Raw genomic sequence first — 25,967 nt, 5'->3', positions numbered from 1 at the left:
ACCGTGGGCTCAGAGAATCGCGCTGTTGCGCGCCTTCGGGAAGCGCTCGGAATGTGCAACCCACCCGGCCATCTTGCGGTAGTGCTCGGGCGACACAGTGGCCTGCGACGTCAGCTCTCGATCCCACTCGCCGACCTCGAGACCGGGAACCGCGTCGACGACGGCGTTGGCTGTCGCGAGGTCGTCCACGACCCGGTCGCCGAGATAGCCATTCGACTCCCCCACCAAGGTGATGCGGACTCCTGCCGTGCCGATCGGCTGCAGGACTGCCGTCGCGGCGCCCCCTTCAGCCGCGACGAACTTCTTGATCGACGCGACGACGCCCGTGGGCGCCTTTGTACGCGGAGCGGTCTCGGTGGTCTCGGTCGGCTGCTCGTCGCTCATGGTCTGTAGAGCATACCGGTCGAGGTCCTGACACTTCGCCGCAGATTGTCGGCAGCCGTCCAGCCTGAGGTCCCTCTCACGGCCCGGTCGCGCGTACCGTCGGTCGGTATGGGCGCACACGAGCCATCTCGAAAGGTCGCCGTCGTCACCGGTACAGCGCGCGGTATCGGACGGGCCAGCGCAGTCGCGCTAGCGACGTCAGGGTTCGACGTCGCAGGTATCGACATAGCCGGCCCTGTCAGCAACATCCCCGACCTCGTGCCCTCGTCCCGCGCGGATCTCGACGAGACAGGTCGAAAGGTCGCCGAAGCGGGTGCGCCCGAAGCGGGTGCGCGGTGGTTGCCCCTCGTTCTCGATCAACGAGATATCGTCGCCCTCCGGAAGGGCTTCGCCACGATCGTCGAGACGTTCGGCGGCATCGACGTCGTGCACGCGAACGCGGGAATCCAGGCGTTCGTACCGTTACTGGACATGTCCGACGCCGACTGGAGCGACCAGATCGACGTCAATCTGACAGGAACCGCCAACGTCATCCGCGTCGCTGCGCCGTTGCTCAAGGAGCGCGGCGGCGGCCGCATCATCATCACGTCGTCGACACAGGGACAGCACGGAACCCTCGACGGTGCCGCCTATTCGGCGTCGAAGTGGGGGCTCCTCGGTCTGATGAAGTCAGCAGCCCTCGAGCTCGGGGCCTACGGCATCACCGTGAACGCGGTGGTGCCGGGCCTGATCGACACCCCGCTCACACGTCGCGAGAGCCGCTACGAACAGGCGCTCGAGTCGTCCGGCAAAACCGCAAGCGGTGACGAACGTCGCGACGAAGAACAGGCAGAGCAGGGCTTGGCGTCGAAGTCTCCGCTCGGCGTGCCGTGGATCGAACCCGAGGACATCGCGCCCGCCGTCGTGTTCCTCGCTTCCGACGGTGCACGTATGGTCTCCGGAACCTCCATCGCCGTCACCGGCGGAGACAGCGCGAACCTCACCGCCTGAACCCCGACGGTTCGAGATGTGCATCGGCCGCAGAGTTGGCAGAGTTGTCAGGTATGAACTCGTCCGCGCCGGAGCGCGAGGTACTCACCTGGGAACTCAACGGTGTCGCGTGCCGCGAGCTCGCGCAGCTGGTCGCCGACGACGGGTACGTGCCCGACATCATCATCGGCATCGCGCGCGGCGGACTCATCCCGGCGGGAGCGATCGCCTATGCCCTCGACTGCAAGCTCATGCTCTCGCTCAACGTCGAGTTCTACACCGGCATCGGTGAAACACTGTCCGAACCCGTGTTGCTCCCGTCTCTGCTCGAGAGCAGCGGACTGCACGACCAGCGGGTACTGGTCGTCGACGACGTCGCAGACTCGGGAAAGACGCTCAAGCTGGTCGACGATTTCTGCGAACAACAGGGCCGCGTGGCCGAGGTTCGCAATGCGGTGATTTACCAGAAGCCGCACACGATCACGACTCCCGACTACTGCTGGCGCACCACCGACAAGTGGATCAACTTTCCGTGGTCGGTCGATCCGCCAGTTGTCACCACCCGCACCAACAGCAGCGAATCGAACCCCTAGCCCCGCTTCGTCGGGCGTTCACTGCTGTCCTCGGATACCGACAGATGGCTGAGAACAGCAGCGTGTAGAAACGAGTCATGCGCGCGATTCAGGTGACACATCACGGCGGTCCCGACGTACTCAACTACGGAACGGTCGACGACCCGATTCCCGCACCCGACGAAGTGATCGCACGGACAACCGCGGTCGGCGTCAACTTCATCGACACGTATCTGCGGCGCGGCATGTACCCGTCGACACCGCCCTACGTGCCGGGCGCAGAGGGTGCGGGCGAGATCGTCGCGGTCGGCAGTGAGGTGACCGACCTCGAGCCCGGACAACGAATCGCGTGGGTCGACGCGCCGGGTTCCTACGCCGAACTCGTCGCGGTGAGCGCGGCGCGAGCTATTCCGGTCCCCGACGGCGTCCCCGACGTCGTGGCAGGAGCGACCATGCTGCGTGGCCTGACCGCGCACTATCTACTCGATGGCAGCGCGCACCCGGCTGCGGGCGACACGATTCTGGTACACGCGGGCGCCGGTGGGGTCGGCCTGATCCTCACACAGCTCGCCAAGCGTCGGGGCATCACTGTGATCACCACAGTCTCGACCGACGAGAAGGCGGAGCTATCGAAGAAGGCGGGCGCCGACCACGTCCTGCGATATGGCGACGACCTCGTCGCACAGGTTCGGGATCTGACCGACGGCAAGGGCGTCCCCGTTGTCTACGATGGTGTGGGCGCCGACACCTTCGAGCAATCACTCGCGTCTACCGCTGTCCGCGGGATCGTCGTCGTGTTCGGGGCCGCGAGCGGGCCAGTGCCGCCGTTCGACATCCAGAGACTCAATCCAGCGGGTTCCCTGTCGGTGACACGTCCTACGCTCGGCCATTTCATCGCCGACACCGATGAACTGCGCTGGCGGTCGGGTGAGTACTTCGACGCCGTGCTCGACGGACTGGATGCCCGGGTCGGACAGGAGTACCGCCTCGCCGATGCCGCACAAGCGCAAACCGATCTGGAAGGCCGCGTCACCACCGGGGCGACAGCACTCATCCCCTGACTCCCCTGACGCCCGGCGAAGGGATGCTGCCCCGCGCGGACCGGTCAGAAGTAACTGGCGATGGTGGGCAGGTTGACCACCGCGTCGATAGCGAGACCGCAGAACAGTGCCGCAAGGTACTCATTCGACTGCAGGAACACCTTCAACGGCGTGACTTCGACGCCGCGCCGGGTGTCGCGGTAGAGCTTGTGCACCCGGTTGAGGAACCACACGCCCGCCAACACCGCGAGCGCGGCGTAGATCCAGCTCGCCGCCCCGATGAGCAGGAACGAGCAGATCACGGTCAGCCATGTGTAAACGACGATCTGACGGGTCACCCGCTCCTCAGTGGCGATGACCGGCAGCATCGGCACGCCCGCTGCCTTGTAGTCCTCGCGGTAGCGCATCGCCAGTGCCCAGGTGTGCGGAGGCGTCCAGAAGAAGATGACGCCGAACAGCACGATCGGCTGCCAACTCAACGATCCGGTGACAGCCGCCCAGCCGACGAGGGTCGGCATGCAGCCTGCAGCGCCACCCCAGACCACGTTCTGCCAGGTACGGCGCTTGAGGATCATCGTGTACACGCCGACGTAGAAGATGATCGTCGCCGACACGAGTAGTGCGCTGAGCAGATTGGCCGCCCACCAGAGCACCGCGAACGACGCCACCCACAGCAGAATGCCGAAGATCAGCGCATTCAGTCGCGTCACCGCGTGACGGGCCAACGGCCGCTTGGCGGTCCGTCGCATCTTCTTGTCGATGTCGGCATCGACGACCATGTTCAACGTGTTCGCGCTCGCGGCGCCCAGCCATCCACCGAGAAGCGTGAACGCAATAATTCTCAGGTCGACATGTCCTCGATCTGCCTGCAGCATGACCGGGATCGTCGCCACCAGCAGCAGCTCGATGACACGAGGTTTGGTGAGCGCGATGTACGCCATCACCATTCCGCGCACGCGTGCGAGGGCGCCTGTGTCGGCGGTCGTGTTCGATTCGCTGACGGGGCGGTCAGACTCCACCTCGGACGTGCCGCGAGAAGTGGCGGAACCATCTCCGCTCACACGCTCACCGATCCTCACGTCATCTCCCCTGCCCCGCCGACGATTCGGCTCTCGGGCATCTCCGACTACTACTCAGCATGGTAGACGTTGGGGTGTTCGATCAAAGAATCGAGTCGTGGCGGTGCCGCCGACCAGCAACGACGAACTGACAGGCCGATCGTTACCGGCCACCCCGCCACACCGTTGCCGTGAGCCGATTACTCTGGAGATCGTGGGTCTTCGGGCCCTGCAGAGCACAGGGGCGTGACGCGCACGAGCATTCGCGCAAGCCCAGCACATTTGCACCACAGGCATCAGTACATCGACGTTCACAGCACCCGACATCCCGAGCACTCAACATCCGAAGCACACCGACACGTACAGGAGACGGCACACGTGGCTGACACCGACGAGATCCGCGAACGCACCGAGGCGGCCTACCCCGATGACTGGTCCGACGCGGACACGCGCGCGGTCAACACGGCTCGTGTGCTCGCCGCAGACGCCGTCCAGAAGGTCGGCAACGGTCATCCCGGCACCGCGATGAGCCTCGCGCCCCTCGCGTACACACTGTTCCAGCGCGTGATGCGACATGACCCGGTCGACACGACCTGGGTCGGGCGCGACCGCTTCGTCCTGTCGTGCGGACACTCGAGTCTCACCCTCTATATCCAGCTCTACCTCGGCGGATTCGGCCTCGAGCTCTCCGATCTCGAGGCATTGCGCACGTGGGATTCGCTGACCCCCGGACACCCGGAGTTCCGCCACACCAACGGCGTCGAGATCACCACCGGGCCCCTGGGGCAGGGGCTGGCCTCCGCCGTGGGCATGAGCATGGCGTCGCGCTATGAGCGCGGGCTCTTCGACCCCGACTCCGCTCCCGGTGCCAGTCCGTTCGACCACTTCATCTACGTCATCGCCTCCGACGGCGACATCGAGGAGGGCGTGACATCCGAGGCGTCGTCGCTGGCGGGCACCCAGGAGCTGGGCAATCTGATCGTGTTCTACGACCAGAACCAGATCTCGATCGAGGACGACACGACCATCGCGCTCGGCGAGAACACCGCACTGCGCTATGAGGCCTACGGCTGGCATGTGCAGACGGTCGAGAGCGGCGAGGACGTCGTCGCCATCGAAGCTGCTATCGATGCGGCCAAGCAGGTCACCGACAAGCCCTCGCTCATTTGCGTGCGGACCATCATCGGCTACCCGGCGCCCGACAAGATGAACACCGGCGCCGTCCACGGCTCGGCGCTCGGCGCCGACGAGGTCGCCAAGACCAAGAAGGCCCTCGGGTTCGATCCGGACAAGAACTTCGACGTCTCCGAAGAAGTCATCGGTCACACACGCAAGCTCGTCGAGCGCGGGGTCGAGGCCAAGGAGACGTGGACGAAGGCCTTCGACGCCTGGGCAAGTGCCAACCCCGACAACAAGAAGCTCTTCGACCGGTTGCAGGCACACGAACTGCCCGACGGATGGCGCGACGTGCTGCCGGCCTGGGCTCCCGGCGACAAAGACCTGGCGACCCGCGCGGCGTCGGGCAAGGTACTCTCCGCCCTCGGCGGCATCCTTCCGGAGTTGTGGGGCGGATCCGCCGACCTCGCGGGCTCGAACAACACCACCATCGACGGTGCCGCGTCCTTCGGTCCCACCGCGATCTCGACGAAGAAGTGGTCGGCCAACCCGTACGGCCGCACGCTGCACTTCGGCATTCGTGAGCACGCGATGGGCGCGGTGCTCTCCGGCATCGTGCTGCACGGCCCGACGCGAGCGTATGGCGGTACGTTCTTGCAGTTCGCCGACTATATGCGTCCGTCGGTGCGACTGGCCTCGCTCATGGAGATCGACCCGATCTACGTGTGGACACACGACTCCATCGGTCTCGGCGAGGACGGCCCCACCCACCAACCGGTGGAGCATCTCGCCGCACTGCGCGCCATCCCCCACCTCGACGTCGTGCGTCCCGCCGATGCCAACGAGACCGCTGCGGCGTGGGCCCACCTGATGACGCGCCGCAATCGTCCCGTCGGCCTGGTCCTGACACGTCAGAACGTTCCGGTCCTCGAGGGGACGTCGGCGGAGGGGGTCGCCGCCGGAGCGTATGTGCTCAGTGACTCCGACGACGACGCCCAGGTGGTCATCATCGGCACCGGGTCCGAGGTGCAGTTGGCTCTCGACGCGCAGAAGACTCTGGCCGAGAAGGGAATCGCGGCCCGCGTGGTGTCCATGCCGAGCATGGAATGGTTCGACGAACAGCCACAGGGTTACCGCGACTCGGTACTGCCTCCCGCAGTACCACGGGTGTCGGTCGAGGCAGGTATCGCGATGCCGTGGTACCGCTGGGTGGGCAAGGGCGATCAGATCGTATCGCTCGAGCACTACGGCGCATCCGCCGATTACAAGGTGCTGTACGAGAAGTTCGGCATCACCGCGGAAGCGGTCGTCGCGGCCGCGCTGCGCGCGGTCGCCGGCTGAGCGCCGCGATCAATCCACAACTCAACATCGAAATCCCAACCGAGGCAACACAGTTGTTGCGTCCCACAAGGAACGCACTGCCGGAGGAGATAACCGTGACACAGAACGAGAAGCTCGCAGAATTGTCCGCAGCCGGGGTTTCGGTGTGGCTGGACGACCTGTCCCGAGACCTGATCGGCTCGGGACAGCTCCAGGAGCTCATCGACACCAAATCGGTGGTCGGTGTGACGACCAACCCGTCGATCTTCCAGGCCGCATTGTCGAAGGGAACCGCCTACGACAACCAGGTCAATGAGTTGGCGGCGCGCGACACCGACGTCGAGAGTGCGGTCCGCACACTCACCACCGACGATGTCCGGAACGCCTGCGATGTCCTGCGTCCGGTTTTCGACCGCACCAACGGACTCGACGGACGAGTGTCGATCGAGGTCGATCCCCGCCTGGCGCACGACACCGAGAAAACCGCCGCTCAAGCTGTCGAGCTGTGGAAGATCGTCGACCGGCCCAACACGCTGATCAAGATCCCGGCGACCAAGGACGGCTTGCCTGCGATCACCCGCACACTCGCTGAAGGCATCAGCGTCAACGTCACCCTGATCTTCTCGGTGGAGCGGTACCAGGAAGTGATGGACGCTTATCTCAACGGGCTCGACGCCGCGCTCGCCGCAGGCCACGACATCTCGAAGATCCACTCTGTCGCCTCGTTCTTCGTCTCCCGGGTCGACACCGAGGTCGACAAGCGTCTCGACGCGATCGGCACTCCTGAGGCTGTACAGCTGAAGGGATCCGCCGCGCTCGCCAACGCGAGGCTGGCGTACCACGCCTACCAGCAGGTGTTCGAGATCGATTCGCGGTTCCCCGCCCTGCGGGAACAGGGCGCACAACCACAGCGCGCGTTGTGGGCGTCGACGGGGACCAAGAATCCCGACTACGCCGACACGCTCTACGTCAGCGAGCTCGTCGCGCCGAATACGGTCAACACCATGCCGCGCAAGACCATGGACGCCTTCGCAGACCACGGCTGGGTCGACACCGAGTCGATCGTGGGCCGCGCGCAGGAGTCCCGCAAGGTTTTTGATGCCATTTCGGCTGCGGGCGTTGACTTCTCGGATGTCTTCAAAGTTCTCGAAGACGAGGGCGTGCAGAAGTTCGTCGACGCGTGGACCGACCTCCTCGGCGCGACCGAGGAGCAGCTGTCCGCCGCGAAGAAGAGCTGACGTAGGTGGCAGACACCGCGGGCTGGAAGAACCCGCTCCGTGATCCGCGTGACAAACGTCTCCCCCGTATCGCCGGGCCCTGCAGCCTCGTGATCTTCGGCGTGACCGGAGATCTCGCACGCAAGAAGCTCATGCCCGCGGTGTACGACCTCGCCAATCGTGGACTGCTGCCGCCGTGGTTCGCGCTGGTCGGGTTCGCCAGACGCGACTGGGACGACGAGGATTTCGCCAAGGTCGTGCACGATGCCGTACGCGAGCACGCCCGCACCGGATTCCGGGAGGAGGTGTGGGAGCGGCTGTCGGAGGGGTTCCGCTTCGTCCAGGGTTCGTTCGACGACGACGCCGCCTTCGACCGCCTGCAGGAGACGCTGCTCCGCCTCGACAAGGAGCGCGGGACCGACGGTAATCACGCGTTCTACCTGTCGATTCCGCCCAACGCTTTTCCGACGGTCTGTGAGCAGCTCGAACGCAGCGGGTTGGCGTCCGAGGAGGGCGACAACTGGCGACGCGTCGTGATCGAGAAACCTTTCGGACATGATCTGCAGTCCGCGAAGGAACTCAATGCCATTGTCAACGCGGTGTTCCCGGAGTCGTCGGTCTTCCGCATCGACCACTACCTCGGCAAGGAGACGGTGCAGAACATCCTCGCGCTGCGCTTCGCCAACCAACTCTTCGACCCGCTGTGGAGTTCGCACTACGTCGACCATGTCCAGATCACCATGGCCGAGGACATCGGACTCGGTGGGCGCGCCGGCTACTACGACGGGATCGGCGCCGCGCGCGACGTGATCCAGAATCACCTGCTCCAACTCATGGCGCTGGTGGCGATGGAAGAGCCCATCTCGTTCGAACCCAAGCAGTTGCAGGCGGAGAAGATCAAAGTGCTCTCGGCGACGACCAACATCCTGCCGCTCGACGAGAACACTGCCCGCGGCCAGTACGGCCCCGGCTGGCAGGGAAGCCAGAAGGTGCCTGGACTGCTCGACGAGGAGGGGTTCAGCGCCGACTCGATCACCGAGACGTATGCGGCGATCGCACTCGAGGTGGACTCGCGACGCTGGGCCGGTGTGCCGTTCTACCTGCGTACCGGGAAACGCTTGGGGCGCAGGGTCACCGAAATCGCCCTGGTATTCAAGCGCGCGCCACATCTGCCGTTCGACAAGACGATGACCGAGGAGTTGTCGCAGAACGCGCTCGTCATCCGCGTGCAACCGGATGAGGGCATCACGCTGCGGTTCGGGTCGAAGGTCCCCGCGTCGAGCATGGAGGTCCGCGACGTGAACATGGACTTCAGCTATGGCACCGCGTTCACGGAGGCGTCGCCCGAGGCATACGAGCGTCTCATCCTCGACGTCCTACTCGGCGAGCCGTCCCTGTTCCCGGTCAACGACGAAGTCGAGTTGTCATGGAAGATCCTCGATCCTGTACTCGAGCACTGGGCGCAGTCGGGGCGCCCCGACACCTACGAGTCGGGTACCTGGGGACCGGACTCCGCGGACGAGATGATGGCCAGAACCGGCCGATCGTGGCGTCGACCCTGACCCGAGAACACTCCGTCGTTCCCGATGGATGAGGACCAGACACCGCCCAGCAGGTCACCGCACGCGCCGAGGAGGCACCGATGATCGTCACCCTGCCCGACACCACGACCAACGAGGTCGCCAAAAAGATCGTCATGGTCCGCGAGGCCGGCGGTGCGATCAGTTTAGGCCGGGTCCTGACCCTGGTTGTGGTCGCCGAGCACGGCGAACCGACGGAGGCAGCGATCGAAGCCGCCATCGGCGCCAGCAGCGAGCACCCCAGTCGCGTGATCGTGATCTCGTGCGATCCACGCGACGAGCAATCGCGTCTCGACGCCGAGATCCGTGTCGGCGGGGATGCGGGTGCGTCCGAGGTGGTGTTGTTGACGCTGCACGGGGAACTTGCGGATCACCCGCGAAGCGTCGTCACGCCTTTCCTACTGCCGGACACGCCAATCGTCACGTGGTGGCCCGGTGCGGCGCCCGAGGATCCCGCAAAGGACACGATGGGCCGCATCGGCCGGCGCCGGATTCTCGACGCGACGAAGTCGGCGAATCCGGAGACCGTGCTCGCGCGCAGACTCGCGACCTACTCCCCCGGTGACACCGACCTCGCGTGGACGCAGATCACCGCATGGCGCGCGCTGCTCGCGTCCGCGGTCGAGCGGCCACCACATACTCCGATCACCGGCGCAGAGGTCACCGGACCGGCGATCTCACCGAGCGTGGATCTGCTTGCGGGATGGCTTCGTTCGACGCTCAACGTGCCGACACAACGCAACATCGGCAGCTTCGAGGTGCGTCTGCATCGCGACGAGGGCACCACGGTGATGTCGATCGATCAGAACGGCAACGCCGTGCTGAGCGCGCCCGGTAAACCCGACGGTCGGGTGGCGATGATGCACCGCGATCTGCCGATCTGCTTGGCCGAGGAGTTACGCAGGCTGGACACCGACGAGATATACGAACTGGCCCTCCGCGGCGCGGTGGAACTACAGGCACAGGGAGCTCCCGTATGACGACAGAGACACTGGTGTTCGACGATCGCGACATGCTCACCACCACGGCCGCAACGCGGTTCGTCGACGTCGTGTCCCGCGCTCAACGCGAGCGAGGGATCGCATCGGTGGTGCTGACCGGGGGTAGCAACGGAATCGCCATCCTGCGTGCCCTCGCACCCGGAGGCGACGTCGACACCGGCGAGCTGGACTGGTCGCGGATCGACTTCTACTGGGGCGACGAGCGTTTCGTCCCTGGCGACGATCCCGAACGCAACGTGGGACAAGCCTTCGACGCCCTCCTCACGCACGTACCTGTCGATCCGGCGCGGGTGCATCCCGTCGCGGCGTCCGACGGGGCCTTCGGCGACGACATCGAGGCTGCGGCATCGGACTACGCGGCAACACTCGCAGCGAATGCCGACGACGGCGTCTCCCCCGCCTTCGACCTACATCTGCTCGGGATGGGCGGCGAGGGGCACATCAATTCGCTGTTTCCGCACGCCGCGGCCACTGCCGAGAACGTCCGCACGGTGGTGTCGGTCGAGGACTCTCCGAAACCGCCACCGCGCCGCGTCACGCTGACCTTCCCCGCCCTGAATCGATCGGCGCAGGTGTGGTTCCTGGTATCCGGCGCGGACAAGGCCGACGCCGTGGCGGCCGCGCACTCCGGCGCGTCGCGTGACGACTGGCCGTGCGCGGGCGCGCACGGAACGTCGGAGACGGTGTGGTTCCTCGACGACGCGGCGGCGGGCAAACTTTCCGTCTAGGCTGCCCCCTGCCGCGACCCGTCCGGTTTCCCTGGTCCCCGCGAGCAATCACAGATCTGCGAGCCCTGGTTTCGACAGGAACTCGGCGAGCTTGCCATCGATGAAGTCGATGTCAACCGGGTTTGCGCCTCCACCTGCGAAGTGACCCCACACACCGGGGATGACGGTCACGTCGCCGCGCTCGATGAACTGCGAGGCCCAGACCTCGTCCTCGGGAGGGAAGTACAGGTCCTTCTCTGCCGGCATCGCCAGCACCGGGCATCGTATGGAGCGCAGCGCTGCCTGGGTGTCACCGTCGAAGCCGGGTGTCTGGCCGACATCGCCCGCGTGCCAGGTCCTGAGCATCGAGATCAGGTTGTTGGGATCTCGTCCATCGCGAAAGAACGCCTCCCAGAACCCGAGCACGAAGTCGTCGAATGAGGTGAATCCCATTGTGCGCCATTGTTCTTGCCAGTAGAACGCCTGAGAGAAACCCCACCCTGCGTATATTCGTGCGAACGCACGAAGCCCCTTGATCGGCGGCGAGGCCGGATCATAATCACCGTCGGACCACGCCGCATCTGCCATCATCGCCACCTCTAGCGACTCCAAGAACACTTTGTCGTGCGGCGCGGTGACACTCGAGCCGCAGAACGGAGCCGCCCGCTGAACCATCTCCGGATAGCTCACCGCCCATTGATAGGTCTGGCCCGCGCCCATCGACCATCCCGTGACCAGTTCGATGGAGGACACGCCGAGTGCAGTCAACAACGCATGCTGCGCCTCGACCTGGTCGTAGAACGTCACGAGCGGAAACCTGGCGTGGTCGTAGGGCACCTGAGCATTCGACGGCGACGTCGACAGTCCGTTTCCGAGCATGTTGGGAATGACGATGAACCATTCGTCCGGATTGAGTGCCTTCTTGTCGGTGCCCACCAGCCATTCGTTGTCGGTGTGCCATCCCGAGTACCAGGTGGGATAGACGACCACGTTGCTCTTGTCGTCGTTGAGCTTTCCGAACGTCTTGTACGCGAGTCTCGCATCGCGCAACGTCACACCGGACTGCAGCGTGAAGTCACCGAGCTCGAAAATCTGCGCATCGGTCGGCATGGGCATCGCGTGGTCCGCCTTTCGGTCAAGGTACTTCCATATGGAACTATCGATGACCATGCTATGTCCAGGGACGCCGGCTGTCGCGACGATTCGGCGCCCCGACCGACATCTGGTGCACCGCAACGATGTGCGGATGACGTGTCACAGAAGCTCTCGAGTGTCGTGCGCGGGGTGATCACGCAGGACGGTCGAGGTGCGCCCCGATGCTCGTCAGCAGCCACTGCGCGTAGTCCTCGGCACTCCAGCCGTTACGAATCACGAAGTAGTGGAACGATTCCGGGTCGGTCAGATGTGTCAGGATCACGGCGAATCGTGCTCGCTCCCCCTCTGACACAAGGCCGCGCGCCACGAACACGTGACTGCCGACGTCGATCTCCGCAGCCCTGGCCGCCTCGGAACGGCGCAGTGCCGCCCTGATCGCCGGATCCGCATCACCCGCGAGGAGCGCGGTGTGCCATAGCCGCGCGATGCGCGAGTGCCCGTCGGCCAGAAATCGGGTGTAGCGGCCGAGCGCGACATCGTTGTCCGGCTCGGCGAAGATGTCGCGCACCTCGGCCTGTTCGGCGAACAACTCGCCCTCCGCGCCCATGAACTCGCGCTCGAGGACTGCCGCCATCAGCTCGGCCTTCACGCCTGTGGCATGGACCGTGTGGAGCGACACCCCGGCACGACTTGCGATCTCCTTGATCGACGTGGCCGTGTATCCCTGTTCGCCGAAGAGATCGCGCGCCGCAGCGAGTACGTGTGCGCGCGTTGCGGCCGCTCGCCCACTGCGCAGCTGCGACTCGTATTTGCGTGCCACCTGTTGCACCTCGGTTCTTGTGCGGTTACATTGCTCATATTAACCAGAATCTGAATCTGGTGAAATTTCGAGCAGCCTCCGGAGGCCGACGATGAGTCACTATCTTCTCGCGAGCACTCCCCTCGTCGGCCATGTGGCACCGCTCGTGGCTGTCGCTCGTGACCTGGCTGCCCGCGGCCACGAGGTGACGATGCTGACCGGATCACGGTTCGCCCCCTCGATCCGCGCTGCCGGCGCGCAACCTCTTCGGCTTGACGGCGTCGCCGATTTCGACGAGCGCGAGCTCGACACCTATCTGCCCCACGCAGACCGATATCACGGCATCGGACTGTCTCGGTATCAATTGACCCAGACCTTCGTCCGTCCGATGCCCGAGCAGTGGAGTGGCCTTCGGGCGGCTCTCGACGCCGCCCCGGTCGACGCGATTCTGGTGGACAACTTTTTCCTCGGCGCGCTGCCACTTCTCGTCGGACAGCGCAGGCAGCGCCCGCCCGTTCTGGCGGTCGGAGTCGGCCCGTTGGCGCAGTTCAGTCGCAACACCGCACCCCCCAACTCCGGATTCGCCCCGTCGTGGTCGCACGCGGGGATGCTCCGCAACCGGGCGATGAACTCCTTCGCGCGGAGAGTGCTCTTCCGATCGCTGCAGCGATACGCGATCGGACTGTACAGCGAGATGACCGAATCTCCTGTGCCGCCCGGGTTCCCGTTCGTTCTCGACGTCGCGGCATCATTCGATTCCTACCTGCATCTCGGGCCACGCGAGTTCGAATACCCCCTGGACGACCTGTTGCCGACCGTGCGTTTCGTCGGGCCGATCGACACGAGCAGATCGATCCCCGCCCCGGAGATGCCGAGCTGGTGGAACGACATCGACAAAAGTCGACCGATCATCCACGTCACACAGGGAACCCTCGCCAACTCCGACTTCGACTCGCTCGTACGCCCGGCGGCCACGGCCCTGGCCGACATGAACGTGACGGTCGTGGCCAGCACGGGTGGGCGCCCTGTCGAAACGCTCGGGCGACTACCGGACAATTGCCGCGCCGCCGAATTCCTCCCCTATGACCAGCTGCTACCCGCGACGTCGGCAATCATCTCCAACGGCGGATTCGGCACGGTCATGCTGGCGCACGCACATGGCGTACCAGCTGTGATCGCCCCCGGCGCCGAAGACAAACCCGAGGTTGCGGCGCGTGTTGCGTTCCACGGCACGGGAATCGACCTTCGCACCGACAGTCCGACGCACTCACAGATACGCAATGCAGTGGCCCGCGTACTCGACGACAGTAGCTACCGACAGGCCGCTGCCACGCTCTCCTCCGCACTGTCGCAGTACGCTCCACTCGAGTCGATCGCACAGGCGCTCGAGCATGCGTCGAGCCATGGGGATGAACGAAACCACCCCGTCGGAGGACGGTCGCGCTTGTGCACGAGCCGGGCCGGGCTACGCGCCGCCAGGCGCTAGCCGCTGTTGCGCAACGCCGTTGCCAGTCCGTTCATGGTGAGCTGGATGCCTCGACGTACCCGCGGGCTGTCGTCGCCCGCGCGGAACCGCCGCAGCAGTTCCACCTGCAGCAGATTGAGCGGCTCCAGATACGGGAAACGGTTGTAGACCGAACGCTTCAGTGCGGCGTTGTCGGCGAGCAGATCGTCGGTGCCGGTGATCTTCGCGTACATCGCCAGGGTCCGCTCATGTTCGTCGACGATCATGCCGAATACCTTGTCGCGCAACGCCTCGTCGGGGACGAGTTGGGCGTACCGATGTGCGAGACCCATGTCCGATTTGGCGAGGACCTGCGCCATATTCGACATCACCGTGCGGAAGAACGGCCACTTCTCGTAGTACCGCCGAAGTGTCTCGAGCCGCTCCGGGTCGTCGCCAACCCACTCCTCGAACGCCGACCCGGTCCCGTACCAGCCGGGCAGCATCACACGCGACTGTGTCCACGACAACACCCACGGGATGGCACGCAGATCGGAGATCTTCTCGGTCTGCTTTCGCGATGCGGGCCTGGAGCCGATGTTCAGAGCCCCGATCTCCGACAGCGGGGTCGACGTGGTGAAGTACTCGACGAAACCGGGCGTCTCGTGCACGAGCTTCGAGTAGGCCGAGCGGGCAAGTGCCGCGACTTCGTCCATGTTCTGGTAGGCCTGCTCGGACTCGTCATCGAGGCCCTCGACATCCAGCAGCGACGATTCGATCGTGGCTGCAAGAAGGGTTTCCAGATTCCGTTCTGCGACAACGGGTTCGGCGTACTTGGCCGCAATGATCTCGCCCTGTTCGGTGATCCGCAACGACCCCTGCACAGCGCCCGGGGGCTGCGCGAGGATGGCGTCATAACTCGGTCCACCACCACGTCCGACAGTGCCACCGCGACCATGGAACAGGCGCAGGCGAATCCCGGCCTTCTTCGCCGCCTCGACCAGATCGAGCTCCCCGCGGTAGAGCGCCCAGTTGGCGGCCATGTAACCGCCGTCCTTGTTGGAGTCCGAGTACCCGAGCATGACCTCCTGCATGCCTGCCTGTGAATCGACGAGACCGCGGTAAAAGGGCAGATCGAGTGCAGCCAGCAGGGTTTCTGCACCCTGCTGAAGGTCTTCGATGGTTTCGAACAACGGGACGATTCGCACGGTTGAGACCACCGCGCCGTCGTCGTCGATGTCGATCAGGCCGGCCTCCTTGAGGAGGATCATCGGCTCGAGCATGTCGCTGACCGACGTACACATCGAGATGACGTAGTTCGGTACCGACTGCGGGCCGAATGCGCTGACCGCGTCGGCGGCAGCACGAACGATGTCGAGTTCCTTGCGTGCGAGTTCAGACAGCTCCGCATCGGGCCGCGTGAGTGGGCGGCGGGCCTGCAACTCTGCGGAGAGTACGGAGACCCGTTCTTCCTCGGACAGCGAAAGATAGTCGGGAGTGACGCCAGCCCACGCGAGCAACTCCGCGACGACCTCCTCGTGCATGTCGGAGTTCTGCCGCATGTCCAGCCCCGACAGATTGAATCCGAACGTCCGCACACCCTCACGGAGCCGCAGCAGACGGTCGTCGGCAATGGCGTTGTCGCGGTTCTCCCGCAGCGCACCGTCGACCACGTCGAGGTCGGCGAGCAGTTCCGAGGCCTCGGCATACGGAGCCTTGCCGTCGATGAGGTCGAGGTCTTCTTTCTGCAGCACGTCCGGACCGAACAACGATTCGGCGGTCGCCACCAGACGCGCTCGGATGTGCTTGAGGGCCAGCCGGAATGGCTCGTCGGTTGCCGGATCATCCGGATCGACGCCTGCGAGCTCGACGAGTCGCCCGCTGGTTTCGATGAGCCGCGCCGACATGCTGAGTTCTTGTCGCAGCAATGCGAGTTCGGACAGGTGATGGCCGATCGCCGTCCGCGCCGCCAATGACGTGGCCAGGCTAACGACGTCACCGGTCACGTACGGGTTGCCATCACGGTCGCCACCTATCCATGACCCCATCCGGAGGATGGGGTCATCGGAGAGTCCCGCGTCGGGATAGGCCGCCTGCAGCGTCGACCTGACTGACGTGTTGATCTTGGGTACGACCTCGAAGAACGAGGCGTCGTAATAGCGCAGACCGGACCGGATCTCGTCCTGGATGGTCAGGCGTTCGAGCCGAATGAGCGCCGTCTGCCACAGCGTCAGGATCTGACGCTCGATCGCTTCGATGACCTCCTCGTCCTCCTCGGAGGTCAGGTCGGTGCGGCCACGGAAGCGCATGAGCTCTGTGATGCGGTTCTGCGCGTCGAAAACGGTGCGGCGTCGGGTTTCGGTGGGATGCGCGGTGATGACCGGGACAACGGTGGCGTCGGCAAGCGCTGCCCCGACCTGGGCATCGGACAGGTCGGCCGCTGCGAGTTTCGCGTAGGTCGCCGCCAGACTGCTGTCCTGTGGCGGATCACCCGCACGCACGTGGATCGCACGTCGGCGCTCACGGTGAATGTCCTCGGCGAGATTCGCCAGCAGAGCAAAGTTACCGAATGCGCGGATGACCGGCATCGCGGTGTCGATGTCGAGGTCGGTGAACATGTCGGCGAGCTCGTCACGGTCGATCTCGGCACGACGGATACGGAATGCCGCGACTCGCGCTGCCTCGACCAGATCGAAGACCTCGTCGCCCGAATGCTCCCTGATCGCGTCGCCGAGGAGTCCGCCAAGCAGCCGTATGTCTTCGCGAAGCGGTTCGGTGAGGGCTCTTCCCTCGTCGTCAACAGAGATCAGATCGTCGATGGACTTCGACGGACGCCAGCTCGGGGCACCGTGGGACGGATCGGTTGAGGTCATGTCCTCAAGTATTCAGGTATTCAGCGGCGCGGGCATCTCGGCGGGGTCGGCGCACAGCACAAGGGCCGCGCTCGTGCGCGGCCCTTGTGCTGACAACCGGGTCGTCGGAGATCCGTACCGCGGTGGTCAGGAGAACTTGATGTCCAGTTCGACGCCGATGATCAGGATGAACCACACGAGTCCTACGAAGATCGTCAACCGGTCGAGGTTGCGCTCGACAACACTCGAGCCCGAGAGGCTCGACTGGACGCCGCCACCGAACAGCGAGGACAGGCCTCCGCCCTTGCCGCGATGAAGCAGCACAAGGACGACCAGCAGAACGCTGGTCACGATCAGACCGATTTCGAGCGCGAGCTTCATCCGGTGAGCATTCCTGTTTCGTCGGGTAACGGCAGAGGGCAGGTTGGCCCCGCATGCGCACACGGCGCACAGCGAAACCAACCTGCCACAGTCTACGCGTCAGGGTCGGCACTACCTCGAGTGCCCCGCTGTCCGCGGATGACCTGTCAGGGCAGCGGACCGCCCGCGGCGATCGCCGACAGCGTTGCGAACTCGTCGGCCTTCAGTGATGCACCGCCGACAAGCGCTCCGTCGACGTCCGGCTGGGCGCCGAGGTCGCCGACGTTCTTCGCGTTGACCGACCCGCCGTAGAGTACGCGCACCGTCGCCGCCGTGGCGTCGTCGGCCAATTCGGCCAAAGCAGTCCGAACGGCGCCACACACTTCCTGCGCATCCTGCGCACTCGCGACCCGACCGGTGCCGATGGCCCAGACGGGCTCATACGCGACAACGACCTTGCCGATCTCCTCCGCCGACAACCCAGCGAGCGAGGCCTTGAGTTGTTCGACATTGTGGGAGACCTGGTTTCCGGCCTCGCGCACATCGAGATGCTCGCCGATGCACACGATCGGCGTCAGACCGTGGCGCAGCGCCGCCTTGGTCTTGGCGAGCACCACCTCATCGGTCTCGCCGTGCATCGTCCGACGTTCGGAGTGCCCCACCACGACGAAGGTGCAGCCCAGCTTGGCGAGGAACGCTCCGCTGATCTCGCCGGTGTAGGCGCCCGAATCGTGCTCGGACAGATCCTGCGCACCGTAGGTGAGCAACAACTTGTCGCCGTCGACGACGGTCTGCACGCTGCGGATGTCGGTGAACGGCGGGATGACCGTGACGTCGACCTTCTCGAAGTACTTCGCCGGCAGCGCGAAAGCGATCTTCTGCACCAGGGCTATCGCCTCGAGGTGGTTGAGATTCATTTTCCAGTTGCCCGCGATGAGCGGTTTACGAGAGCCTGCCATCAATCCTCCAGCACCTTGAGACCCGGGAGTTCCTTGCCTTCGAGGAACTCCAGGGATGCACCACCGCCCGTCGAGACGTGCGAGAAGTGATTCTCCGGCAACCCGAGCGTGCGAACAGCCGCTGCCGAATCACCACCGCCGACGACGCTGAAGGCGCCGTTGTCGGTCGCGGTGATGATCGCCTCGGCCACGCCCTTGGTTCCCGCAGCGAACTTCGGGAACTCGAACACGCCCATCGGACCGTTCCAGAAGATCGTCTTGGCTCCCGTCAGCACCGCGGCGAAGCGGTTGACCGACTCCGGGCCGATGTCGAGACCCATCCACTCGTCGGGGATCTCGTCGACGCTCACGGTGTCGGATTCGGCATCGGCGGCGAATGTGTCGCCGACGACGACATCGACCGGCAGGTGGATGACATCGGCGAAGCGTTCGAGCAGGTCTTTACAGACGTCGATCTGATCCTCTTGCAACAGCGACTTGCCGACGGAATGTCCCTGTGCGGCGAGGAAGGTGAATGCCATTCCGCCGCCGATCACGAGAGTGTCGACCTTGGGTGCCAGGGACTCGATGACGCCGAGCTTGTCCGACACCTTCGACCCACCGAGCACCACCGCGTACGGGCGTGCGGGGTCGGTCGTCAGCTTCGTCAGGACGTCGACCTCACGCTCGACGAGTTGACCGGCGAAGTGCGGCAACAGCTTGGCGACGTCGTATACCGACGCCTGCTTGCGGTGCACCACACCGAAGCCGTCGGACACGAACGCGCCGTCGTCGCCGACCAGTTCCGCGAGCTGCTTGGCCATCGACTCACGTTCGGCATCGACTTTCGACGTCTCGCGTGCATCGAACCGTACGTTCTCGAGCAGCAACACGTCACCGTCGGTCAACCCCTCTGCACGGGCGAGGGCATCGGAACCGACGACGTCCGCGGCGAGCTGGACGTTGCGTCCGAGTTCTTCACCGAGACGCTCGGCGACCGGGGCCAACGAGTACTTCGGGTCGGGTGTGCCCTTGGGACGTCCGAGATGAGCGGCGATGACGACCTTGGCGCCTGCGTCGATCAGCGCGTTGAGCGTCGGCAGGGAGGCGATGATGCGGCCCGGGTCGGTGATCTTGTCTCCGTCGAGGGGAACGTTGAAATCCGACCGGACCAGCACCGCACGCCCTGAAACGCCTTCGGCCAGAAGGTCTTTCAGAGTCTTTACGCTCATTACAGGGACTTACCCACCAGACCGGCGAGGTCGACGAGGCGGTTGGAGTAGCCCCACTCGTTGTCGTACCAGGAGCTGACCTTGGCCAGGTTGCCCTCGATCACCTTGGTGAGTCCGGAGTCGAAGATCGACGAGTGCGGGTCACCGACGATGTCGGACGAGACGATCGGAGCGTCGTAGTAGCGCAGGATGCCCTTGAGCGGGCCGTCGGCAGCTGCCTTCATGGCTGCGTTGATCTCATCGACCGACGGAGTCTTCTCAAGTTCGACGGTGAGGTCGGTGATCGAGCCGGTGGGGATCGGGACACGCAGCGCGAATCCGTCGAGCTTGCCCTTCAGTTCCGGCAGCACGAGGCCGATGGCCTTGGCAGCACCGGTCGAGGTCGGCACGATGTTGATCGCGGCCGCGCGGGCGCGACGCAGATCCTTGTGCGGGCCGTCTTGCAGATTCTGGTCGGCGGTGTACGCGTGGACCGTGGTCATCAGGCCCTTGATGATGCCGAACTCGTCGTTCATCACCTTCGCGAAGGGGCCGAGGCAGTTCGTGGTGCACGACGCGTTGGAGATGATGTTCTGGCTGCCGTCGTACTTGTCGTCGTTGACACCCATCACGATGGTGATGTCCTCGTCGGTCGCGGGGGCCGAGATGACAACCTTCTTGGCGCCTGCCTCGAGGTGGCCCTTTGCCTTCGCCGCATTCGTGAAGATGCCGGTCGATTCGACGACGACGTCAACACCGAGATCGCCCCAGGGAAGCGCAGCCGGACCCTCACGGACCTCGAGCGCCTTGATCTTCTGATTGCCGACGACGATGGTGTCCTCACCCTCGAGCGAGACCTCTTCGTCGAGGATTCCGCCGACGGAGTCGAACTTCAGCAGATGTGCGAGGGACTTGTTGTCGGCCAGGTCGTTGACCGCAACGATCTCGATGTCGGTCTGGCCCAGCTTCTTTTGTGCCTCGACGGCACGGAAGAAATTGCGGCCGATCCGGCCGAATCCGTTGACGCCTACCCGAACAGTCACTGTGTGCTCCTTAAGCGGTTTCGTCGGTCTCGGGCCTGCAGGCCCGGGTCATGGGACGGAGCAACGAGCCTCCGCGAACCCAGTCACACCCAGCCTAGTGGTCCCGACCTGCTGCGGCACCCATTAGGGTCGGTACCCGTCCCACAGGGCAGGCGCTGCGGTCGTTGTCGTGGTGGTCTGGCACGCTCCGGCGCGTTCAGGCGTCGTCGAGAAGATCCGACGTGACAGCCGATTCCGTATCCGGGATGCCCTCGGTGCGCGCCTTCTTGTCAGCCATCGACAGCAGCCGACGGATACGCCCGGCGACGGCATCCTTGGTCATCGGCGGATCGGCGAGCTGCCCGAGCTCCTCCAGCGACGCCTGCCGGTGCGTGACGCGCAATTGCCCCGCGGCCACGAGATGGTCGGGCACCTCGTCGCCGAGGATTTCCAGCGCACGCTCGACGCGCGCAGCCGCGGCGACCGCGGCCCGCGCTGACCTGCGAAGGTTCGCGTCGTCGAAGTTCGCAAGGCGGTTCGCAGTCGCGCGTACCTCGCGACGCATTCGACGCTCCTCCCACACCAGTCGGGTGTCGTGTGCCCCCATGCGGGTGAGCAGAGCTCCGATGGCCTCCCCATCGCGGATCACGACGCGGTCGGCACCGCGCACCTCCCGCGCCTTGGCCGAGACCCCGAGCCGACGTGCAGCGCCGACCAGCGCAAGTGCGGCCTCCGGGCCGGGACAACTGACCTCGAGGGCCGACGACCGGCCGGGTTCGGTGAGCGATCCGTGCGCGAGAAACGCTCCGCGCCAAGCAGCTTCGGCGTCGGCCACGCTCCCGCCGACCACCTGCGCGGGCAGACCCCGAACGGGCCGGCCGCGCAGATCGAGCAGTCCTGTCTGCCGTGCGAGTCCCTCACCGTCCTTGGTGACACGGACGATGTAGCGCGCACTCTTGCGGATGCCGCCACTGCGGAGCACATGGACATCGGAGGCGTAGCCGTAGAGATCGTGGATCTCGCGGCGCAGCCGACGTGCGACATTTCCCATGTCGACCTCCGCCTCGACCACCACACGACCGGCGACGATGTGCAGACCACCCGCAAACCGCAACAACGCGGACACCTCGGCCCTGCGGCAACTCACCTGTGTCACCGTGAGTCGGCTCAGCTCGTCCTTCACGGCCACGGTCATTGCCACCGGTCCCTTGCCTCCTGTCACCTGGTTCTCAAACCCCTCGGTTCGGCGATTCCGCAGTCACCTGATTCCCTGGCGGGAACGCGCTGCAGACAATGGGCACAGCCTAGTCGGTGACTTCACCTTCGCACAGTTGCTTCACCAGTGACGCGACCTTGACGGGGTCGTGGACGTGCTGACCGGGCACGGCGAGGTCGCCGACGCGCAGTTGCGCGCCGAAGTTCTTCGCTGCCCGCACCAGGTGATCGCGCTCGGCTCCCGACGGTACAGAAGCGGCATCGACGACGACGTCATCGACGGTCAGGGTGTCGTCATGGGCATGCAAAACGTGCAGGTGACGCTCGACGGAGAACCCGGGCGTCTCCCCCGGCTCGGGCGCGAGGTTGACGATCAGCATCTTGCGAGCTGCACTCTCCTGCAATGCTTTTCGCTGCGCGGGTACCAGCACGTGCGGGATGACACTCGAGAACCACGACCCGGGGCCCAGCACGACGAGATCCGCCGCGGCAATGGCGTCGAGAGCGGCGTCGCAGGCGGGCGGATCGTGCGGCAGCAAACGCACCCGACGTACCTTGCCCGGAGTCGTCGCCACGGCGACCTGCCCGCGGATGACCCGGCTGATCCGAGGATCCGATTCCAGACCGGACACATCCGCCTCGATCTCCAGCGGCCCGGTCGACATGGGAAGCACCCGCCCGTCGATGTCGAAGAGTCTGCCCAGTTCGTCGAGAGCCGCGACAGGGTCACCGAGCACCTCGGACAGACCGGCGAGCAACAGGTTCCCGACGGGATGTCCCGCCAGTGCACCGTATCCCCCGAACCGGTGCTGCAGCGTCCGTGCCCACAGTTCGTGGCGGGAGCGCTGCATCTCACCAGGTGCGGGATCGTCGCCGCGATCGTCCAGAGCGGCCGGCGCGCTCATCAGCGCCACCATCGCCATCCGGAGGTCGCCCGGCGGGATGATGTCGAGCTCGCCGCGAAGACGCCCAGACGAACCACCGTCGTCGGCGACGGTGACCACCGCTGTGACATCGGAACTCAGGTAACGCATCGCCGTCAGAGTCGCGTAGAGCCCGTGACCCCCACCGAGGGCGACGATGCGCTGCGGGCCGGTCATTCGCGCCCCAGATCGCGGTGCATCACGCGCACGTCGTAGCGCGTCGAATTGGCCTCGTCTCCCGCGGCTCTCAACCGCGCGGCCAGTTCCTCGGAGATGGCGACACTGCGATGCTTGCCACCGGTACAACCGACGCTGATCGTCATGTACCGCTTGCCCTCACGCAGGTACCCCTTGCCGACGACGCCGATGAGCGCTGTGTAGAGATCGAGGAAGTGTCCGGCTTCGTCGTGGCCGAGGACGTAGTCGCGGACGGGTGCGTCTCGCCCGTTCTGTTCCCGTAATTCCGGCACCCAGTACGGGTTGGGGAGGAAGCGGACGTCGGCCACCATGTCGGAGTCGATGGGAAGCCCGTATTTGAAGCCGAACGACTGCACGGCGATCGACAGCCGCGGCTCGCCGTCGTGTGGATAGACCTCCTCGACGAGCTCGCGCAACTTGGAGACGGTCAGCGACGACGTCTCGACGACGAGGTCGGCGGAGTTCTTGATCGGCGCGAGGATGACACGTTCGCGTGCTATTCCCTCGACCAATGTTTCTTTGCCCTGCAACGGATGTCGACGACGAACCTGCTCGAATCTACGAACGAGGACGGGATCGGTCGCATCGAGGAACAACACCTTGGTGGCGATGCCCGCGAGTTCGAGCTCTGTACGCAGTGACTCCAGCTGCGCACCGATCGAGGGATCGGATGCACGCAGTACCACTGCGAGTCGGGTGACCGGCGGGTCGGAACCTCGCACGGTCTCGACCAGCGTCGAGAGCAACGGCGCCGGCACATTGTCGGCGACATACCACCCGTCGTCCTCGAGAATGTTGGCGACGGTCGACCGGCCCGCGCCCGACATACCCGCGACGAACAGGACGACGAGTCGATCGTCGTCGGCGATCTCATCCACTCTCTGCTCCCGTCTGGGTGGAAACTTCCGTCTGGGTGGAAACTCCGGTCTGGGCGGAAACTTCGGTCTGGGCGGCGGCTCCCGCCCGACTCGACACCGCGGCCGTGCTCGCGTCGCCCGTCTCCGCGGGGCCGAGTGCCTCGTGGACCGCACGCGCTGTCGCCTCGCCAATACCTGGTACCTGCGCGATCTCGTCGATCGATGCCTCCCGCAGCCGCGCTACCGAACCGAAGTGCGTGACAAGCGCGGTGCGTCGAGCTCGCCCGAGTCCTGCGACGCCGTCGAGCACCGATTCGGTCATCCGTTTGCTGCGTTTGCTGCGGTGGAAGGTGATCGCGAATCGGTGTGCCTCGTCGCGCACACGTTGCAGGAGGAACAGGGCTTCGCTCGTGCGCGGGAGGATCACCGGGTCGTCGTCACCGGGCACCCAGACCTCTTCGAGGCGCTTGGCAAGTCCGATCACCGAGACGTCGTTGACGCCGAGTTCGTCGAGCACGGCCGCGGCCGCGTGTACCTGTGGCGCGCCTCCGTCGACGACGTAGAGATTCGGCGGATATGCGAACCTCTTCGGCGGGGGCGGAGCGGAATCGACTGCGCGCGCGGAGATCTCGCCTGACGTCACTGATGCTGCGGCAACGGCCGCGGCCTCCTGGTCGGCACGGTGCCGGAGGAACCGTCTCCGCGTCACCTCCGCGATCGACGCCACGTCGTCGGAGTGGCCATCGCCTGCGGCCTGACGGATCGAGTAGTGCCGGTAGTCGGACTTGCGGGGCAACCCGTCCTCGAAGACGACGAGCGACGCGACGACGTCGGTCCCCTGAACGTGGGAGATGTCGACACATTCGATCCGCAGGGGCGCCTGGTCGAGGCCGAGCGACTCCTGCAGTTCGGTGAGCGCAGCCGAGCGGGTCGTGAGGTCGCCCGCACGACGGAGCTTGTGCTGGGCGAGCGCCTCACCAGCATTGCGTTCGACGGTCTCGAAGAGCGCCCGCTTGTCGCCTCGCTGCGGCACCCGCAAACGCACCTTGGACCCACGAAGCCCCGACAACCACTCCGCGAGTTGCTCCTCGTCGGGTGGTAACTCCGGAACGAGAACCTCACGCGGGATCGCGTCGCTGCCGTCGAGATCGTCCTGACGGCCGTAGAACTGCGTGAGGAACTGGGCGACCTGCTCGGCAGGCGATTCGTCGTCGGGCTTTTCGACGACCCACCCCCGTTGTCCACGCACACGCCCGTCGCGGACGTGGAAGACCTGGACCGACACCTCGAGGTCGTCGCCGACCATCGCAACGACGTCGGCGTCGGTCCCGTCACCGAGTACGACGGCCTGCTTCTCCATCGCGCGACGCATCGCGCCGACGTCGTCGCGCAGTCGCGCGGCGCGTTCGAAGTCGAGTTGTTCTGCCGCCGTGTTCATCTCGCGTTCGAGACGTCGGATCATCTGATCGGTGCGGCCGGCGAGGAAGTCGCAGAAGTCGTTGACGATCGCGCGGTGCTCGTCGGCACTGACACGCCCGATACACGGTGCCGCACACTTGTCGATGTAGCCCAGAAGGCACGGACGGTCGATCTGACGGTGACGTTTGAACACGCCGGCCGAGCACGTCCTGGCCGGAAAGACACGGGTGAGCAGGTCGACGGTCTCACGGATGGCCCAGGCGTGGGAGTACGGACCGAAGTACCGGACCCCCTTCTTGCGCGGTCCCCGGTAGACGAACAACCGCGGGTACTCCTCGTTGAGAGTGACCGCGAGCATCGGATAGGTCTTGTCGTCGCGATAGCGGACGTTGAATCGAGGGTCGAACTCCTTGATCCAGTTGTATTCGAGCTGGAGCGCCTCGACCTCGGTTCCGACGACCGTCCACTCGACCGACGCCGCGGTGGTGACCATCCGGCGCGTACGCGGATGCAGCGACGCCACGTCGGCGAAGTACGACGTGAGGCGCGAGCGGAGGTTCTTGGCCTTGCCGACATAGATGACCCTGCCGTGTGCATCGCGGAAGCGGTAGACCCCGGGGTCGGTCGGGATGGTTCCCGGCGCGGGACGGTAGGTAGTCGGGTCGGCCAC

Annotated in this window: 22 protein-coding genes; 9 read left to right on the top strand and 13 right to left on the bottom strand. The window is 65.2% G+C overall.

Translation table 11 applies throughout. The features are described 5' to 3' along the window. Window positions 1–9: 9 nt before the first annotated feature. Entirely contained in the window at window positions 10–384 is a 375-nt protein-coding gene (locus GOACH_RS08375) for a hypothetical protein (protein ID WP_005173350.1), read from the bottom strand. Between the two features lie 108 nt (window positions 385–492). Between GOACH_RS08375 and GOACH_RS08370 the strand changes: the two genes are divergently transcribed. The 3 genes from GOACH_RS08370 (at window position 493) to GOACH_RS08360 (ending at window position 2,986) form a co-directional block, all read left to right on the top strand. Continuing rightward, the gene (locus tag GOACH_RS08370; RefSeq protein WP_005173348.1) at window positions 493–1,374 is read left to right on the top strand and encodes an SDR family NAD(P)-dependent oxidoreductase; all 882 of its coding nucleotides are present in this window, start codon (window positions 493–495) and stop codon (window positions 1,372–1,374) included. Window positions 1,375–1,427: 53 nt separating this feature from the next. Continuing rightward, complete coding sequence (locus GOACH_RS08365) at window positions 1,428–1,946, top strand: phosphoribosyltransferase (protein ID WP_005173346.1); 519 nt, start codon at window positions 1,428–1,430, stop codon at window positions 1,944–1,946. Between the two features lie 77 nt (window positions 1,947–2,023). Continuing rightward, window positions 2,024–2,986, top strand: coding sequence for a quinone oxidoreductase family protein (locus GOACH_RS08360; RefSeq protein ID WP_005173344.1), 963 nt, complete (start codon window positions 2,024–2,026; stop codon window positions 2,984–2,986). Between the two features lie 44 nt (window positions 2,987–3,030). Here GOACH_RS08360 and GOACH_RS08355 read toward each other — a convergent pair whose 3' ends face one another. Beyond that, on the bottom strand, window positions 3,031–4,044 hold the full coding sequence (locus tag GOACH_RS08355; protein WP_005173341.1) for a heme o synthase: 1,014 nt from the start codon (window positions 4,042–4,044) through the stop codon (window positions 3,031–3,033). Window positions 4,045–4,401: 357 nt separating this feature from the next. On the opposite strand from GOACH_RS08355, the gene tkt reads away from it, so the two are divergent. The 5 genes from tkt to pgl all read left to right on the top strand — a co-directional run bounded on the left by tkt (window position 4,402) and on the right by pgl (window position 10,985). After that, complete coding sequence (tkt, locus tag GOACH_RS08350) at window positions 4,402–6,480, top strand: transketolase (RefSeq protein ID WP_005173335.1); 2,079 nt, start codon at window positions 4,402–4,404, stop codon at window positions 6,478–6,480. 95 nt (window positions 6,481–6,575) lie between these two features. After that, window positions 6,576–7,697, top strand: a complete 1,122-nt coding sequence (gene tal, locus GOACH_RS08345; protein ID WP_005173332.1) for a transaldolase — start codon at window positions 6,576–6,578, stop codon at window positions 7,695–7,697. A 5-nt stretch (window positions 7,698–7,702) separates the two neighbouring features. After that, window positions 7,703–9,238 carry a glucose-6-phosphate dehydrogenase gene (gene zwf / locus GOACH_RS08340; protein ID WP_005173329.1) on the top strand — a complete coding sequence of 512 codons (1,536 nt, stop codon included), beginning with the start codon at window positions 7,703–7,705 and terminating at the stop codon, window positions 9,236–9,238. Between the two features lie 80 nt (window positions 9,239–9,318). Then, complete coding sequence (locus GOACH_RS08335; protein ID WP_005173311.1) at window positions 9,319–10,236, top strand: glucose-6-phosphate dehydrogenase assembly protein OpcA; 918 nt, start codon at window positions 9,319–9,321, stop codon at window positions 10,234–10,236. Then, complete coding sequence (pgl, locus tag GOACH_RS08330; RefSeq protein ID WP_005173309.1) at window positions 10,233–10,985, top strand: 6-phosphogluconolactonase; 753 nt, start codon at window positions 10,233–10,235, stop codon at window positions 10,983–10,985. Before GOACH_RS08335 ends, pgl begins: the two co-directional genes overlap by 4 nt. Before the next feature lie 48 nt (window positions 10,986–11,033). On the opposite strand, the gene GOACH_RS08325 is transcribed toward pgl, so the two are convergent. Together GOACH_RS08325 and GOACH_RS08320 are read right to left on the bottom strand one after the other, a co-directional pair. Beyond that, window positions 11,034–12,080, bottom strand: a complete 1,047-nt coding sequence (locus GOACH_RS08325) for an alpha/beta fold hydrolase (RefSeq protein WP_005173307.1) — start codon at window positions 12,078–12,080, stop codon at window positions 11,034–11,036. A gap of 172 nt (window positions 12,081–12,252) precedes the next feature. Then, entirely contained in the window at window positions 12,253–12,879 is a 627-nt protein-coding gene (locus tag GOACH_RS08320) for a TetR/AcrR family transcriptional regulator (RefSeq protein ID WP_245551848.1), read from the bottom strand. 91 nt (window positions 12,880–12,970) lie between these two features. Here GOACH_RS08320 and GOACH_RS08315 point away from each other — a divergent pair, with 91 nt between their 5' ends. After that, window positions 12,971–14,344 carry a glycosyltransferase gene (locus GOACH_RS08315; RefSeq protein ID WP_005173302.1) on the top strand — a complete coding sequence of 458 codons (1,374 nt, stop codon included), beginning with the start codon at window positions 12,971–12,973 and terminating at the stop codon, window positions 14,342–14,344. On the opposite strand, the gene ppc is transcribed toward GOACH_RS08315, so the two are convergent. From ppc to uvrC, 9 genes are all read right to left on the bottom strand, one after another. Then, window positions 14,341–17,175 carry a phosphoenolpyruvate carboxylase gene (ppc, locus tag GOACH_RS08310; RefSeq protein WP_005173299.1) on the bottom strand — a complete coding sequence of 945 codons (2,835 nt, stop codon included), beginning with the start codon at window positions 17,173–17,175 and terminating at the stop codon, window positions 14,341–14,343. The genes GOACH_RS08315 and ppc overlap by 4 nt on opposite strands. 126 nt (window positions 17,176–17,301) lie before the next feature. Beyond that, the gene (secG, locus tag GOACH_RS08305; RefSeq protein WP_005173296.1) at window positions 17,302–17,535 is read right to left on the bottom strand and encodes a preprotein translocase subunit SecG; all 234 of its coding nucleotides are present in this window, start codon (window positions 17,533–17,535) and stop codon (window positions 17,302–17,304) included. A gap of 146 nt (window positions 17,536–17,681) precedes the next feature. Next, window positions 17,682–18,473, bottom strand: a complete 792-nt coding sequence (gene tpiA / locus GOACH_RS08300) for a triose-phosphate isomerase (protein ID WP_005173293.1) — start codon at window positions 18,471–18,473, stop codon at window positions 17,682–17,684. Then, entirely contained in the window at window positions 18,473–19,684 is a 1,212-nt protein-coding gene (locus GOACH_RS08295; protein ID WP_005173290.1) for a phosphoglycerate kinase, read from the bottom strand. The genes tpiA and GOACH_RS08295 overlap by 1 nt, the downstream gene beginning before the upstream one ends. After that, complete coding sequence (gene gap, locus GOACH_RS08290) at window positions 19,684–20,706, bottom strand: type I glyceraldehyde-3-phosphate dehydrogenase (protein ID WP_005173287.1); 1,023 nt, start codon at window positions 20,704–20,706, stop codon at window positions 19,684–19,686. Before gap ends, GOACH_RS08295 begins: the two co-directional genes overlap by 1 nt. A gap of 196 nt (window positions 20,707–20,902) precedes the next feature. Continuing rightward, window positions 20,903–21,880 (bottom strand): DNA-binding protein WhiA, encoded by a 978-nt coding sequence (gene whiA / locus GOACH_RS08285; RefSeq protein ID WP_174320817.1) that lies wholly within the window; start codon window positions 21,878–21,880, stop codon window positions 20,903–20,905. Between the two features lie 109 nt (window positions 21,881–21,989). Further along, window positions 21,990–23,000, bottom strand: a complete 1,011-nt coding sequence (locus GOACH_RS08280) for a gluconeogenesis factor YvcK family protein (protein ID WP_005173282.1) — start codon at window positions 22,998–23,000, stop codon at window positions 21,990–21,992. After that, window positions 22,997–23,899 carry an RNase adapter RapZ gene (gene rapZ / locus GOACH_RS08275; RefSeq protein WP_005173281.1) on the bottom strand — a complete coding sequence of 301 codons (903 nt, stop codon included), beginning with the start codon at window positions 23,897–23,899 and terminating at the stop codon, window positions 22,997–22,999. Before rapZ ends, GOACH_RS08280 begins: the two co-directional genes overlap by 4 nt. After that, the gene (gene uvrC / locus GOACH_RS08270; protein ID WP_005173278.1) at window positions 23,892–25,967 is read right to left on the bottom strand and encodes an excinuclease ABC subunit UvrC; all 2,076 of its coding nucleotides are present in this window, start codon (window positions 25,965–25,967) and stop codon (window positions 23,892–23,894) included. The genes rapZ and uvrC overlap by 8 nt, the downstream gene beginning before the upstream one ends.

Origin of the sequence: Gordonia aichiensis NBRC 108223 (assembly GCF_000332975.1) — a bacterium.
In the GTDB taxonomy this organism is placed as follows: domain Bacteria; phylum Actinomycetota; class Actinomycetes; order Mycobacteriales; family Mycobacteriaceae; genus Gordonia; species Gordonia aichiensis.
This window is presented reverse-complemented; position numbering and strand designations above follow the sequence as displayed.